Source organism: Megalodesulfovibrio paquesii, from assembly GCF_054653055.1.
In genome coordinates, this window is the sequence record NZ_BAAIGQ010000005.1 from 920720 (window position 1) to 935234 (window position 14515).

The 14515-nt window shown below is 64.3% G+C and carries 9 protein-coding genes; 3 read left to right on the plus strand and 6 right to left on the minus strand.

Annotated features, from left to right (window positions below):
- Positions 1 to 47: 47 nt before the first annotated feature.
- The 4 genes from ACYQ00_RS10770 to ACYQ00_RS10785 all read right to left on the minus strand — a co-directional run bounded on the left by ACYQ00_RS10770 (position 48) and on the right by ACYQ00_RS10785 (position 5294).
- Positions 48 to 1508 (minus strand): beta-barrel assembly-enhancing protease, encoded by a 1461-nt coding sequence (locus ACYQ00_RS10770; RefSeq protein ID WP_460032119.1) that lies wholly within the window; start codon positions 1506 to 1508, stop codon positions 48 to 50.
- 44 nt (positions 1509 to 1552) lie between these two features.
- Positions 1553 to 3010, minus strand: a complete 1458-nt coding sequence (gene cysS, locus ACYQ00_RS10775; protein ID WP_460032120.1) for a cysteine--tRNA ligase — start codon at positions 3008 to 3010, stop codon at positions 1553 to 1555.
- 19 nt (positions 3011 to 3029) lie between these two features.
- Positions 3030 to 3956 carry an exopolyphosphatase gene (locus tag ACYQ00_RS10780; protein WP_460032121.1) on the minus strand — a complete coding sequence of 309 codons (927 nt, stop codon included), beginning with the start codon at positions 3954 to 3956 and terminating at the stop codon, positions 3030 to 3032.
- 150 nt (positions 3957 to 4106) lie between these two features.
- On the minus strand, positions 4107 to 5294 hold the full coding sequence (locus ACYQ00_RS10785; protein WP_460032122.1) for an HD domain-containing protein: 1188 nt from the start codon (positions 5292 to 5294) through the stop codon (positions 4107 to 4109).
- Positions 5295 to 5667: 373 nt separating this feature from the next.
- Between ACYQ00_RS10785 and ACYQ00_RS10790 the strand changes: the two genes are divergently transcribed.
- Both ACYQ00_RS10790 and ACYQ00_RS10795 read left to right on the plus strand, forming a co-directional pair.
- A complete protein-coding gene (locus tag ACYQ00_RS10790; RefSeq protein WP_460032123.1) occupies positions 5668 to 6333 on the plus strand; it encodes a biotin--[acetyl-CoA-carboxylase] ligase in 666 nt (221 codons plus the stop codon).
- Entirely contained in the window at positions 6330 to 10127 is a 3798-nt protein-coding gene (locus ACYQ00_RS10795; RefSeq protein ID WP_460032124.1) for a pyruvate carboxylase, read from the plus strand. Before ACYQ00_RS10790 ends, ACYQ00_RS10795 begins: the two co-directional genes overlap by 4 nt.
- Positions 10128 to 10253: 126 nt before the next feature.
- On the opposite strand, the gene ACYQ00_RS10800 is transcribed toward ACYQ00_RS10795, so the two are convergent.
- Positions 10254 to 11783: a GGDEF domain-containing protein gene (locus ACYQ00_RS10800; RefSeq protein WP_460032125.1), complete on the minus strand. Its 1530-nt coding sequence runs from the start codon at positions 11781 to 11783 to the stop codon at positions 10254 to 10256.
- A gap of 125 nt (positions 11784 to 11908) precedes the next feature.
- On the opposite strand from ACYQ00_RS10800, the gene ACYQ00_RS10805 reads away from it, so the two are divergent.
- Entirely contained in the window at positions 11909 to 13642 is a 1734-nt protein-coding gene (locus tag ACYQ00_RS10805; protein WP_460032126.1) for a glycosyltransferase family 4 protein, read from the plus strand.
- On the opposite strand, the gene ACYQ00_RS10810 is transcribed toward ACYQ00_RS10805, so the two are convergent.
- Positions 13621 to 14505 (minus strand): esterase/lipase family protein, encoded by an 885-nt coding sequence (locus ACYQ00_RS10810; RefSeq protein ID WP_460032127.1) that lies wholly within the window; start codon positions 14503 to 14505, stop codon positions 13621 to 13623. The genes ACYQ00_RS10805 and ACYQ00_RS10810 overlap by 22 nt on opposite strands.
- Positions 14506 to 14515 lie beyond the last annotated feature (10 nt).

The following is a 14515-nucleotide window of genomic DNA, read 5'->3' on the forward strand; positions in this document are numbered from 1 at the left end:
GGTGTCGGGGAAAAACACGGCGGCAGCACCGCGGGGTGCATCCAGGCTCAGAACAGCGAAGGCCTGAGCAGTTCCCTGCGTTCCTTTTGTTTTTGCTTGAATTTCTCGAATTCCTGCTTCTGTGCCGGAGTTTTGGCCAGTTCCTCGGCCTTTTTGGCGTAGAAGTCGGTCTTGCGCTCGTCATGTTGGTAGAAAAAGGCCCAGGTCAGGTGCATATGGGCCTCGAAGTACCGGCCGGACTGGCCCAGGGCGCGTCCGTAGGCTTCGTGGACCTCTGGGTCCTCGGGGAGCTGGCGGAGGATGCGTTGAAAGGAGTCCATGGCCTGGTCGATGCGGCCGGTATCGCCCATGATGCGGCCCAGGTAGAAGTGGGCCATGAGGTCGTCCCGGTTCTTGGCCAGGGCCCGCTGCATCAGAGAGGTACTGGCCTGGAAGTCGCCCTGATGGAACTTGAGGCGGCCGTACTCCCGCAGCATCAACGGATCTTCACCGCCACAGCGCAGGGCCTCCTGAAAGGTGGCGTCAGCGTCGTTGAAGCGGTTGGTCCGGGTGAGGACAATGGCCCGGCCCAGGGTGTCCAGACAGGGGGACTTGGAGTCCGGCTTCTGGAAGTAGGTCATGGCCACCTTGGGATCCGTGTACCGCGCCCGCACCAGGGTCTGGATGCGGCGGAAGCGGGTGTTGTCGTCCTTGCGGTCGCGCACGGCCTTGGGCAGGCGCTGGATGTTCTGGGACACGTAGCCGATGCGGTCAGAAAGCCCGGGGTGGGAGGAGAGGTAGGTCGGGATGGTGCCACCTGTGCTGCCCAGCCACTGATTTTTCTGCAAGGTTTCGAACGCCTTGTGCAGACCTTCGGGCGCGTAGCCGGCATTGATCAGGTAGTTGAGCCCCACTTCGTCCGCTTCCTGCTCGTTGTCGCGGCTGTAGGCGAGCATGGCGGTCTGCTGCAGGGCGCTGGTACCGACCAGCATGCCGTAGCCCTCCTTGCCGCCCAGGAACGCCCCGGCCAGCATGCCCAGCAGGGCCAGCAGGGAGGTGGCGCCGGCGGCCTCGATGCGTTTGGCGATGTGCCGCTGGGAAACATGGGCCAGTTCGTGGCCCAGAACGCCGGCCACCTCGGACTCATTCTCCATGTTCAGGAGCAGGCCGGAATACACAAAGATGTAGCCAGCCGGAGCGGCAAAGGCGTTCAGGGCGTTGCTGTTGATGACGCCGGGGGTGATGACGAAGGGCTGCGGGGGCATGGCGGCCTTGAGGCGGTCGATCATGTCCTTGACATAATCCGTGACCTCAGGGTCCTCGATCAACGGCATGCGCGAGCGCACCAGGACGTTGAACTTGTCCCCCAGCTCTTTTTCATCCTTGATGCCGAATTCGCCCAGGCCCAGAAAGGCCCGGGCCGGCGGCGCCCAGGCCGGACAAAGGACCTGGGCGCTCACGAGCACGGCCAGCAGGCTGGCCAGAAGCAGTGTGCGCAACAGCTGCGACAGGATGGATACAACCTTCATGACAGCCTCTATTCAGGAGCCTGCAGCCTGACGGGAGGGCTTCCTCAGCGCACGTCCCAGGCCGGGCCCTGCGGGGTATCCCGCACGTCCACGCCCATGGTGGTCAGCTCTTCGCGCACGGCGTCGGCTGCGGCAAAGTCCTTGGCTTTTTTGGCTTCCTGCCGTTTGACCAGCAGGGCGTCCACCCTGGCCGGATCGATGCCCGCACGGCGAACCCGCACGTCGCGCATGGCGTTCAGAAACCCGGCAGAGGGCTGCAGGAACACGCCCAGGATGTCACCCCAGGCGGCCAGGGCGTCCAGGGCCTCCTCAAAAAAGGCCTTGCCCTGTTCGCTCTTGCGCAGGGCCTTGTCCTCCAGGACGCGATTGGCCAGGCGGACAAGGCCAAAGACGTGCCCCAGGGCCGCAGCGGTGTTCAGGTCGTCGGCCATGGATTCGTCAAAGAGGGCCTTGATATCCGCAAATTCGCGCAGCACGTCGTCGGGCAGGGGCGTCTTGTTCCACTTCTGGTTGCCCAGGGCCTCTTCCATGGCCTGCCTTGCCGTGTAGATGCGGACGAGGTTCTTTTCCGCCTCCTCCATGGCCTGGGTGGTGAAGTCGATGGGGCTGCGGTACTGTTTGGTGATCAGGAAAAAGCGCAGCGTCTCGGGCAGATACTGGGCAATGATGTCCCGGATTGTCTTGAAGTTGCCCAGGGATTTGGACATCTTTTCCGAGTCGATCTGCACGAAGCCGTTGTGCATCCAGAAGCGGGCCAGGGCCGCGCCATGGGAGGCGCCGGTCTGGGCCATTTCGTTTTCGTGATGCGGGAAGATCAGATCCTGCCCGCCGCCGTGGATGTCCAGGGGCAGGGTGAAGTACTTCTCGCTCATGGCCGAGCACTCGGTGTGCCAGCCGGGCCGGCCAGGGCCCCAGGGGCTTTCCCAGGAGGGTTCGCCGGGCTTGGCGGCCTTCCAGAGGGCAAAGTCCAGGGGGTCTTCCTTTTCCTCACCCGGAGCCACACGCGCGCCGGCCTCCAGCTCTTCGATGTTGCGGCCGGAGAGCTCGCCATAAGCCTGATAGGCGCGGACGCGGAAGTACACGTCGCCCGAGGGGGTGGCATAGGCCGCGCCCTTGGCAATCAGATCCTCACAAAGCTGGATCATCTCGCCGATGTGTTCCGTGGCCTTGGGCTCCAGGGTGGCCCGGCGGACGTTCAGGGCGTCCATATCCTCGTAGAAGGCCTGGATGTAGCGTTCGGCCAGGGCTTTGGGGTCTTCGCCGAGTTCGTTGGCGCGGTTGATGATCTTGTCGTCCACGTCGGTGAAATTGCGGGCAAAGACCACGTCCAGCCCCTGGGCCGCCAGGTAGCGCACCAGGACGTCGAAGACCACGGCCGAGCGGGCGTGGCCCACGTGGCAAAGGTCATAAGCCGTGATGCCGCAGACATAGAGCCGGACCTTGCCGGGTTCGGCGGGGACGAAGGACTCCTTGCTGCGGGTGAGGGTGTTGTACAGGCGCATGCGATGTTCTTGTGTTCCTTTAAGAGGTTGGGCAGATATCCTGCAGGGCGGCCACCAGATGGGCGCGCACGGCGTCGGCCTGATCGTTGGGAACCTGGCAGGTGCCCACGGCCTTGTGGCCGCCGCCGCCGTACTTCAGCATCAGGCTGCCCACGTCCTTGTCGCAGGTACGATTGAGGATGGAATAGCCCACGGTGAAGACGGTGTTCTGCTGCTTGAGGCCCCAGATGATCTGGATGGAGACATTGGCCGTGGGGAAGAGGCTGTACAGCATGAACCGGTTGCCCACGTAAATCTCTTCCTGATTGCGCAGGTCCAGCACCAGGACGTTGCCTTCCTGCACGGCATGGTCCAGGAGCATCTGCTTGAATTTTTCCGACTGTTCAAGGTAGCGGTCCACGCGCTCCCTGACGTCCGGGTCCTGGAGGATGGCTTCCACGGGCATGGTCCGGCACATCTCGATGAGCTTTTCCATGAGCGCGTAGTTGGAAATGTGATAGTCGCGGTAGCGGCCAAGCCCGGTGCGCGGATCCATGAGAAAGCCCAGGAGCACCCAGCCGGTGGGGTGCAGGATGTCTTCCCTGGTCAGCTGGCCGGAGTCCACGCGGTCCACCTGCACGAGCATCTCGTCCAGGGCCGGGGAGAAGGTCTTGTGGCCGCCATAGTATTCCCAGATGACCCGCGCGCAGCTGGGCAGGGGCTCGGAGCGGCCGACAAAGCTGGTGCCGCTTTCCAGCCGTTCATGCTCGCTGGTGTGATGATCGAACCACATGCCGGCATCGGGATGGTAGGGGACGTTGGCCAGGATGTCGTCCTTGGTGATGTCCACCTTGCCGTCCTGAACATCCTTGGGATGCACGAACTTCCAGCTGTCCATGACGCCGGCTTCCTTGAGCAGCACGGCGCAGATGAGGCCATCGAAATCGGACCGGGTCAGCAGCCGCATGGGGCTCCTCCACAACTACGGTTCTGGCAGGGTTCTGACAGGGCAGGGCGCGGGCTTTCCAAAAGCAGCACCCGGCACGGGGTATCTCGAAATCGGTATGGTAGAGGTTTTTGCAGTGAATGTGAACCGCCTTTTTCGGTTATTCCTGCATCAATCCTCGCAGTCGGCACGGGCGCATCTGTCGCGTTTGCAGAGTGCCTGGCAACGCATCTCCCGCAGCAGCCGGCCGGATTCCGGGCCCTTGTTGCGCAGGTTGTCCGGCAGCCGCACGGCCTGCATGCGGCGCATATCCTCGCGGATGTGGTCCATGGCCTCGGCATAGCTCTCACCCAGGCCCACCTGGGAGCGGTCGGCCTGCGCCAGCAGCAGCATGGGCTCCAGCAGCCGGGTGGGCTGCAGGGCGGCCAGCAGGTCCACTCGCGTGCCCGGCCGCAGCTGGGCGTAGCCGCCAAGCTTCATGTGATGCAGGGAGGCGACCTCGGCGGCCTTGATGTGCCGGTTGGAAAGCCGCAGCCGTTCCGCCAGGGCCCGAGCCAGGGGCAGGCCATGCAGCTCGTGTCCATGGTGCCGCGGCAGACGCAGTTCCGGGGAGACGCATTTGCCCAGGTCATGACACATGGCCAGCCACACGGCCATGCCATCCCCGCCGGCGCGGTGCACGGCGTTCATGACGTTGATGGTATGCTGGAGCACGCTGTTGGCACCGTGATAGGCCGCCGGGCCGGCGGGGATGGTGGCGGCGCGGTCCAGGGGGGAGAACCAGGGAGCAAGGCAGCCGCCCAGGTCCAGCACTTCCAGAAAGCGGCCCGGGGTGGCCGGCGGCGGGGCGGCCAGGGCCTTTTGCACTTCCACGCCCACGCGCTCGGCATCCAGTGTGTCCAGCAGCCCCAGGGCGGCAACCTCGCGCATGGCTGCCACCGTGGCGGCGTGGATGCGGAAGTCCGGCAGCTGCACGGCAAAACGGGCCGCACGGAACACACGCAGGGGGTCATCGCGAAAGGCCGAGGGGCTGGCCGGGCGCAACCAGCGGTGGCGCAGGTCGTGCAGGGCCAGGGGATGCATGCGCAACTGGCCGGCCGTCTGGCCGTGCACGGCCAGGGCGATGGCGTTGATGGTCAGATCGCGGTCGGCCAGATCGGCATCAATATCCGGTCCGCGCCCCGGCGCATATTCCCGTCCATGGTGTAGGTAAATTGGAAACGTCTTGCCCACGGGCCGTGCCTCAGGCAACAAGGCCAGGAGATCGGCCGGCTCACCGAACCAGACGAAATCGCGGTCGCGCTCCGGCAATCCCAGGAGCATGTCACGCAGGGCCCCGCCCACCAGATAGATTTGCACGGTATTGTCAACTGCGGAAAAAGGATGGAGAGTCCAGATGCAGCTTTGCCACGGCTCGCACAGAGGCGCAAGACCCAGCCTGTGGTGCTGGATGGCCGGAGCGCCGGAACTGGCCGAGCCCCTTTCTCCGGCATTGGCCAGGGGTAAAAGTCAAGAAACACAGTCTGTTGGCTGGAGCCGCTGGGCCGGGGAGCTGGAGGCCTTGGGCCCCTGGGCCCAGGCGCCGAGCCCCTGGGATCCTCAATCTCCTGAACTGGTTGCGCCAGGGGACAAATGCCTGCCCCCGGTGCTGCTGGTCGGCCCGTGTTCCTCGGCATTTGATGTGGCCTGGAGACTGTTTCCACACTGGGAGCAGTGCCCGGAGTTCGCCACCGTGCTGGCCGTCACACAGTGGGCCGGCCGGGGGCAGGTGCGCAGGCCCTGGAGTTCGCCCCCGGAAAATCTGCATGCCGTGATCCGCTGGCCGGCCGAAGGCGTGCTGGCCGGCCAGCTGGCCTTCCTGGGAGCCGGGCTGGCCATTGCGGAAACGCTGGGCAGAATGAACGTCGATGTAAAAATCAAATGGCCGAACGATATTCTGTTGAATGGCCGGAAGGTGGCCGGATTGTTGGTTGAGGAGCGAGGCGGATCCATGGTTGTGGGCCTGGGGATAAATCTGGCCTGGGCGCCATCGCCGAAGGATCTTCGCGAAGGCCACGCTGTGGAGGCTGTGTCGCTTGGATGGAAATCCGGCCCGATTTCCTTCTGGACTACCTGTTTGCCGCACTATCTCGAGATATGCAACACCCTGAAACTACTGGAGCCGATCGAACTGTGTCAGATGGCGGAACGCCGGCTGGCCTGGCGGGGGGAGGCGGTGTCCCTGGTGGATGCCCAGACTGTGGACGGGCGCGTTTTTGACAAGTTGGTTGCAATTGTTGTAGGCTTGGGGGTTGACGGCAGCCTCCAGGGGCTTGTGGACGGTCGTCTTGAATCATTCAGCGCTGCTGCCGTTCGCCCTCTTTCCACTTCTACATTCCGGTTGGATCGCTCATCATGATTGACAACGAACAGCAGAACGACGGTCTCACGCTTCGCTCGGCCCACTGCGCGAGCAAAAGCTTCGAGGACGTCCTGGAAGAGGTCCGCGGCAAGCCAATCCTCGTGGCCAACCGCGGCATTCCCGCCCGGCGCATCCTGCGTTCCATCAAGGAACGGTTCAATGCCATCCCGGTGCTCACCGCTACGGACATCGACAAAACCGCCCCGGTGACCGCCGGCGCGCGCGAGCTGGTCCTCCTGGGCGAGGATCCGCGGGCGTATCTGGATATCGATCTGATTATCCGCAAGGCCAAGGCCCGCGGCATTATCGGTATCCACCCCGGCTGGGGCTTTGCCTCCGAGGATGACAGCTTCCCGGCCAAATGCGAGGAAGCCGGCATCACCTTCATCGGCTCCTGCGCCGATTCCATGCGCCGCCTGGGCAACAAGGTCGAGGCGCGCCGCATTGCCAAATCCCTCAATATCCCTGTGGTCCCCGGCTCCGAAGGGGCGGTGGACATTCCCGAAGCGCGGCGCATCGCCCTTGAGATCGGCTTCCCGGTCATGCTCAAGGCCGAGGGCGGCGGCGGCGGGCGCGGCATCTCCAAGGTCACCAATATGGAGGAACTGGAGAACGCCTTTGAGAAAGCCTCGGCCATGGCCAAAGCCTCCTTTGGCAACCCGCGGCTCTTTGTGGAAAAATATATGGATAACGTCCGCCACATTGAAATTCAGGTGGTTGCGGACAAATATGGAAATGTCTTTGCCTTTGACGAACGTGACTGCTCCGTGCAGCGCAATCATCAAAAACTCATTGAAATCACGCCTTCTCCCTGGTCCGGCATGACGCCGGAATTGCGCTGGTCCCTCAAGGAATACGCCCGCCGCCTCGTGCGCGCCGTGGACTATTACTCCCTGGCCACGGTCGAGTTCCTCGTTGGCCAGGATGGCCAGGCCTATCTCATCGAAGTCAACACCCGTCTGCAGGTCGAACACGGCATCACCGAATGCCGCTATGGCGTGGATCTGGTGGAAGAGCAGCTGGCCATTGCCTTTGGCGCCCGGCTGCGCTTTACCCCGGAAAACACCATCCCCCTGCAGCACGCCATGCAGGTGCGCATCAACTGCGAAGATCCCAAAAACGGCTTCAACCCCAGCAGCGGGACCATCAGCCGGTACATCTCCACCGGCGGCCCCGGCATCCGGCTGGATTCCTGCATCGCCGCGGGCTATGAGTTTCCCGCGCAGTACGACTCCGCCGGCAGCCTGCTCATCGCCTACGGCAAGAGCTGGGAAAAGGTCATCGCCATCATGGATCGCGCCCTTGGCGAGTACGTGGTGGGCGGCATCAAGACCACCATTCCCTTCTACCGGCAGATCCTCAAGAATCACGACTTCCGCACCGCGGATCTGGACACGAACTTCATCGCCCGCCACCCCGAGCTGATGGAGTACACGGACCTGGAGTCCGAATCCACCCGCCTGTCCCGTCTGGCCGCGGAAATCTCGGCCAAGGGCTGGAACACCCACGTGCAGCTGGGCAAGTACCGTACCCGGGAAACCCCGCGCATGAGCGCCTTTGAGCCGGTGCTGCCGAGCATCGATCAGAAGGCCTACAAGCCGGCCTATCCCCGCCGCGATGGTCAGGCCCTGGTGGATATGGTGCGCGACTCGGGCTACATCCACTTTGCCGACACCACCGCCCGCGACATCACCCAGTCCAACTCCGGCAACCGCTTCCGCCTGGCTGAGGACGCCCTCATGGGCCCCTACCTGGACAACTGCGGTTTCTTTGCCCTGGAAAACGGCGGTGGCGCGCACTTCCACGTGGCCATGCTGGCGAACATGACCTACCCGTTCACCGAGGCTGCAGCCTGGAACGGGTTTGCCCCCAAAACCAACAAGATGATCCTCATCCGGTCCACCAACGTCCTGGGCTACAAGCCCCAGCCCAGGAACCTGATGCGCCGCACCGGGGAGATGATCTGCGAGCATTACGACGTCATCCGCTGTTTTGATTTCCTGAACCACATCGAAAACATGCGGCCGTTTGCCGAGGTGGCGCTGAACAACAAGGAAGTGGTCTTCGAGCCTGCCCTCTCTCTCTCCTGGGCGCCGGGTTTTGACGTGCCGCACTACCTGGCCGTGACGGAAGAGATCCTGCGCGTGTGCGCCGCCGTGGCCGGCACAGGCAAGGAGGCCATCTCCAAGCGCATCATCCTGGGGCTGAAGGACATGGCCGGCGTCTGCCCGCCCCGGTTCATGACCGAGCTGATCACCGCCCTGCGCAAGACCTGGCCGCATCTGGTGCTGCACTCCCACCGGCACTTTACCGACGGGCTCTTTGTGCCGGCCATGGGCGCCGCTGCCCAGGCCGGGGCGCACATCGTGGACACGGCCATCGGCTCCTCCGTGCGCTGGTACGGCCAGGGCGATGTGCAGTCCACCGCGGCCTACATCGAGGAAGAACTGGGCCTGCCGATCAAACTGAACAAGGAAATGATCCGCACCACCAACTTCGTCCTCAAGCAGATCATGCCCTACTATGATCGCTACACCGCGCCGTACTTCCAGGGCGTGGATCACGATGTGGTGGAGCACGGCATGCCCGGCGGGGCCATCTCTTCCTCCCAGGAAGGGGCCATGAAGCAGGGCTACATCAAGCTGGTGCCGTACATGCTCAAGTTCCTGGCCGGCACGCGGCGCATCGTGCGCTACCACGACGTGACGCCCGGCTCGCAGATTACCTGGAATACCGCCTTCCAGGCCGTGACCCAGGCCTTCAAGCGCGGTGGGGAGAGCGAGGTGCAGTACCTGCTGGAAGTGCTGGACACCGTGGTCAAGGATCCGCAGCTGACCAGCAACCCCGAGTTCCGCCGCACGGCCTGCATGCTGTATCAGGATTCCAACGATGCCTTCCGCAACCTGCTCCTTGGGCAGTATGGCAAACTGCCCCTGGGCTTCCCGCCGGACTGGGTCTATGAATCCGCCTTTGGGCCGGACTACAAAAGGGCCCTGGAGACCCGCACCGAGGCCTCGCCCCTGGACTGCCTGTGCGACGTGAACATGTCTGCCGAGGAAGCCAAACTGGCCGAGCTGCTCCGCCGCACACCCACGGAAGAAGAGGTGGTCATGTACCTGAACCACCCCGGCGACGCCCTCAAGACCATCGAGTTCCAGTCCCAGTACGGCGACCCGAACCTGCTGCCCCTGCATGTGTGGTTCGAAGGTCTGGAGCCCGGGGAAGACATGCACTTCCGCGATTCCAACGGCATGCCCCACAACATGCACCTGATGAGCATTGCGCGCCCCGGCCCCGAGGGCAAGAGCGTGGTGCGCTATGTGCTGGATTCCGAAGTGCTGTCCCACGAGGTGCAGGTGGTGGAGCCCACCAAGGGCGGCGCCACCCGCGTGCCCATGGCCGATCCGCGCAATGAGTACCATGTGGGTGCGCCGTCCAACGGCGACCTCTGGGTCATGTACGTCTCCCCTGGCGATATGGTCCAGAAGGGCGAGGAGCTTTTCAACATCTCCATCATGAAGCAGGAAAAGGCCGTGCTCTCCCCGGTGGATGGCCGGGTCAAGCGCGTGCTCAAGTCCGCCCAGTATTCCGATGACAAGAAGATGATTCCGGTCAAGGAAGGGGAGCTTCTCGTGGAGCTGGAGCCCGCGCCTCACGTCTGCGCCGCCTGCAACAAGGCCGCGCCCATCGACGAATGCGCCTTCTGCCCGCACTGCGGCAAGCCCATGTGCTGCACCCTGGGCCCCGATGAGCTGGGCAATCGTCTGGAGGGTGATCCGGATCCGGCATAACTTGCCGTACCAGTCCACCCGCCCGGTGCCAGATGCTGGCCCGGGCGGAAAAAATTGCCGGCCCGGCGTATCCAGTGAGGAGACGCCGGGCCGGCTTGTTGTGATGTGGTGCGGCGCTGTCGGGTGTTACTGGATCATGGCCTGGGCGTGGCCGTCGATGGCCGAAGGACTCCAGCGGACCTGGTTGCGGCCGTTGCGTTTGGCGTCGTACAGGGCCTGATCGGCCTCGCGCAGCAGCTCCTCGGGGTGCGCGTTGCCCTCGGCCTGGCCGGCAGCGTAAGTCCCGATGCCCATGCTGGCGGTAATGCGGAACTTCTGGCCCTGATGGTTGAAGGTCATGGCCATGATCCGCTTGCGCAGCCGTTCCGCCAGCACCCAGGCCTGGGCGCCATCGGTCTGGGGCAGGAGGATGGCGAATTCCTCCCCGCCAAACCGGGCCGGATAGTCCGTGGAACGAACCACTTCCTTGAGCAGGGAGCCCAACTCGGCCAGCACGAGGTCGCCGGCCTGGTGCCCGAAGGAATCATTGATCTTCTTGAAATGATCCACATCCAGCATGAGGAGCGAAAGGGCATGCCCGTAGCGTTCGTGGCGGGTCAGTTCCTCGCGCAGGCGCAGGTCAAAGTGCTTGCGGTTGTGGATCATGGTCAGCCCGTCGTATTCGGCTTCGTTGCGGGCCTGGTCAAAGAGCAGGGCGTTGCGCAGGGCCAGGGACAGGTGACTGGCGGCGGTGTGCAGCAGTTCCACCTGATCGCGCCCCAGATTCAGCGCGCTGGCAGAGTGCAGGGCCAGACAGCCGAACTGCGTGCCCGCTGCAGAGGCCGGCAGCATCACCACCTGCCCGGTGGAAGGCGCGGGCGGGGGGATGGCGCGTTCGTAATCGCAGCTGGCCAGGGGCACGATGCGATAGCTGCGCACGGGCAGCCCGGTGGTACGGGTGGCGCTTTCCAGCAGCAGTTGCAGCCAAGCGTGTTGGGATTCCGAAGCACGGTCGGTTGTCAAAAAACAGACGGCATTCAGGCCGGCCGGGGTTCCCGGATTGGCGTCCCCCGGGCTGGCAGTCCGCTCCATGGTCCAGAACACGCCCTGGAGCAGGTCTGCCGGCAGCAGGCGCTTCAGATCCTGCCGGGCCCCCTCAAGCACGGCCACCGGTTCCAGACTCTGGGACGCGCGGGAAATGAACTGGTTGATGAAGGAAAGCTGCTCGTTCTTGCGGGCCAGCAGTTCGCGCTCCAGGTAGATTTCCTGCGTCATCTTGTAGATGTCGGAATACAGATGGGCAATCTCCTCGGCGCGGTCCAGGGATTCGCGGATCTGCTCGGCCTTGAGCGGCAGGCGCATGGTGGAAAAGCTGCTGCGGGCCAGAAGCTCCTCCACGCGGGAGAGCGAAACGTCATCCTGGAATAACAGAACCTTGGGCGAGCTTTCCAGCCGCTTGAAAAACTGATGCTCCTGGTGGGTCATGCGTTGCCAGGTCTCCCAGGCGATCCAGATCAGGCAGGGATTGTCCTGCGAGTAGACCGCCGGGGTGGGGATTTCCTCATGGGAAAACTGCCGCAGGGAGTATTGCTCTCCGGCGACGGCTTCGATAGTGGCGCAGACAGTCGGATCGATGCCAACGGCCCACATGCGTTCGGTGGTTTCCAGACGGGTCATGGCCCTCTCCTTGGCGATGGGCAAAAATGGTGCTTCGCCGAAGAAATGCAAAAATCAGTCCATGTCCATCTCTACTGATTTCAGGGGCTTGACAGTCCTGGCCAGACACGCCACACTGACAACCCATGAGCCAGCCGCGCATTTTTTTGACGCTTGATCCCTTTTTCGAGGGGGGAGGCGTCATGGGCCGCATCGCCGCCAACGCCGGCCTGCTGCGCGCTCTGCTTGTGGCAAAAGCCTTTGAGGGCTTTCACTTTTTTTTGCCGGATGAAAAGCAGATCCGCATTCTGACGGAGTTCCTGCAGCAGGAAGGCCTTGGGGACGGGATTACGGCCGGCAGGATCCGCCTCTTCACCCGTCAGGAGCTGCCACGGCAGCTGGCCACCCAGCCGTACCATTGCGCGCATCTCTCGGACTGTCTGACCAGCATGCCGGCCCTGGCCCGGCTGCGCGCCCTGCATGCCGCGCAGGCGTTCCCGGTCACCGGGGCCACGCATACCCTGAGCTACAGCCGTTTTGCCCCGCTGTTTCTGGCCCATCTCTGGCCCGGAGCCTCCGGGCGCGAGGCCATTGTGGCCACCTCCCGCGCGGCCCTGGCCATGCTTGCGGAAACCTTCGCCTGGTTGCGGCAAGGCTATGGCCTGCAGGAAGTCAGTCATCCCGGGCCGCGGCTGGCGCAGATTCCCCTTGGAGTCCCTCCCGACCTGTTCCCCGAGCCGGCCCCCGACCGCAAGGCCGAGGCCCGCGCGCGGCTGGGGCTGCCGCAGGATCGCTGGACCATGCTGTGCTTCGGCCGGCTCTCCCCGGCGCACAAATATGACGTGACCCCGCTCCTGCGGGCCTTGCAGCGCTGCCTGGCCCCTGGCCCGGATCTGCCGGCCGTACCCGCCGAAAGGCTCACGCTTGTGCTTGCCGGCTGGACCGACACCAAGGACCCCGGCCCGGCCGACACCTGGGCGGCCCTGGCCCGTAACCTCGGCCTGCACGTCACACTGCTCAAACGACCCCAGCCCGCGCAAAAGCAGGATTGCTTCCTGGCGGCGGACTGTTTCATCTCCCCGTCGGACAGTGTGCAGGAGACCTTCGGCATCACCATCCTGGAGGCCGGTCTGGCTGGCTTGCCCGTGGTGGCTTCGGACTTTGACGGCTATCGCGATCTGGTGGTGCACGGGGAAACGGGATTGCTGATCCCGACCATCGGCGCGCCCGAGTCGCCCGGGCTGGAAGCCCTGGGCCAACTGCTCATGGATGAGGTGCTGCATCTGCATCTGGCGCAGCAGACGGTGGTGGATGTTCCGGCCCTGGCCGAGGCGTTGCGGCAGCTGTATCATGCCCCCGACCGCGCCGCGGCCATGGGCCAGGCCGGTCGGCGTCGCGTGCTGGAACAGTACGGCTGGCCCGCCGTGGTGGCGCAACACTGCGCCCTGTGGGAGGACATGTGGAACGCGCCGGAGCCAGTCACCAGGGCCGCCGGGGTTGACAAGTCCGCCAGACACGTGCCGCATCCCCTGCATTTCCCTTATGCCCGGCTCTTTGCCGCGCATCCTTCAGACACGCTCTCGCCCCAGACCCGCCTGCGCCGGACCCGCCTGGGCGAAGCCATCTATCGCGGCCAGGACCATCCGCAGCGCTACCTGCTCATAGAGCCCATGTTGCCGGCCGAAGCGGTGCAGCGGCTCATCGTGCTCACCCGCAGCCCCCGGCCGGTGGGCGAATTGCTCAGACGGCTGGTGGATGAAGGCGGCCACGACGAGGAAACCGCCCGCTTCTGCCTGCACTGGGCGCTCAAGCAGGATATTCTGGAACGGGTGGTGGAAACGAGGGACGGCTCCGCACCTCAAGACCTGACGCAGGCCTGACGCAAAAAGGCAGCCACGCGCTTGGCCGTGGGGCGGTGGTAGAGCATCTCCACATGCGAAAGCGGCGCGCCGGCCTCCTGGATCCAGCCCGGCGCGGCAATGTCGCTGGCATGGGCAGGCAGGACGAAGTTGTCCAGCGGGGTGGTCAGGGCCAGGACCGGGCAGGCTGGCGGACCAGCCAGGGCCTCGCGGCGTTCCAGCTCCTGCACCAGTTCTCCTTCATACAGCAGGGACCGGGCCAGCCCGCCAATGCCCAGGGCTGCCAACCGGCTGCCGCGGTGCGGCGAGCCCAGCGTCACGGCGGCGGCCACCTTGCTCCTTCCATTTCGCAGGCTGCGCGGACTGGAGAGATAACCCCGGACCAGCAGGCCCCCCAGGCTGTGCCCCACCAGCAGCACGGGCGCCTCAGGGCTGGCGGCCTGCAGACGATCCACGGCATCGGCCAACTTATCCAGTATCTTGAAATAATTGGTGCCGAACGACCAGTACCCGAATGAGGCGCTGCATCCGAAGCCTTCGCCGGCCAGCCAGTGTCGGAAAAAAAGCCAGGCGCCGGGATTGTGGTACAGGCCATGGACATACAGGACGGTGGGCTGGCCGGGGTCGGACGAATCGCCGGAACATTGCCGGGCACAGGGCAGATAGCCCAGGGGGTAGAGCGTGAAGGCCAGCAGCTGGGCCTTGAGGCTGGAACGCACCAGCCGGGCCAGGGCGCGGCCCAGGGGGAGGCGCCATTCCTCGCGCAGTCTGGCGGCGTGGCCGGTGTTCACGGCCTCATACAGCCAGAACAGGAGCGTCAGCCCGGTCATCACCAGCATGTACAGGCCCAGCAGGCAGACCAGGATGGCGATGACAGTGCTCATGCAACAGGAT

What these genes read in the sequence shown, in the direction of transcription:
- ACYQ00_RS10795 (WP_460032124.1), top strand. Translation starts at nt 6,330, where the DNA reads ATGATTGACAACGAACAGCAGAACGACGGTCTCACGCTTCGCTCGGCC.
- ACYQ00_RS10780 (WP_460032121.1), bottom strand. Translation starts at nt 3,956, where the DNA reads ATGCGGCTGCTGACCCGGTCCGATTTCGATGGCCTCATCTGCGCCGTG.
- ACYQ00_RS10810 (WP_460032127.1), bottom strand. Translation starts at nt 14,505, where the DNA reads ATGAGCACTGTCATCGCCATCCTGGTCTGCCTGCTGGGCCTGTACATG.
- cysS (WP_460032120.1), bottom strand. Translation starts at nt 3,010, where the DNA reads ATGCGCCTGTACAACACCCTCACCCGCAGCAAGGAGTCCTTCGTCCCC.
- ACYQ00_RS10800 (WP_460032125.1), bottom strand. Translation starts at nt 11,783, where the DNA reads ATGACCCGTCTGGAAACCACCGAACGCATGTGGGCCGTTGGCATCGAT.
- ACYQ00_RS10805 (WP_460032126.1), top strand. Translation starts at nt 11,909, where the DNA reads ATGAGCCAGCCGCGCATTTTTTTGACGCTTGATCCCTTTTTCGAGGGG.
- ACYQ00_RS10770 (WP_460032119.1), bottom strand. Translation starts at nt 1,508, where the DNA reads ATGAAGGTTGTATCCATCCTGTCGCAGCTGTTGCGCACACTGCTTCTG.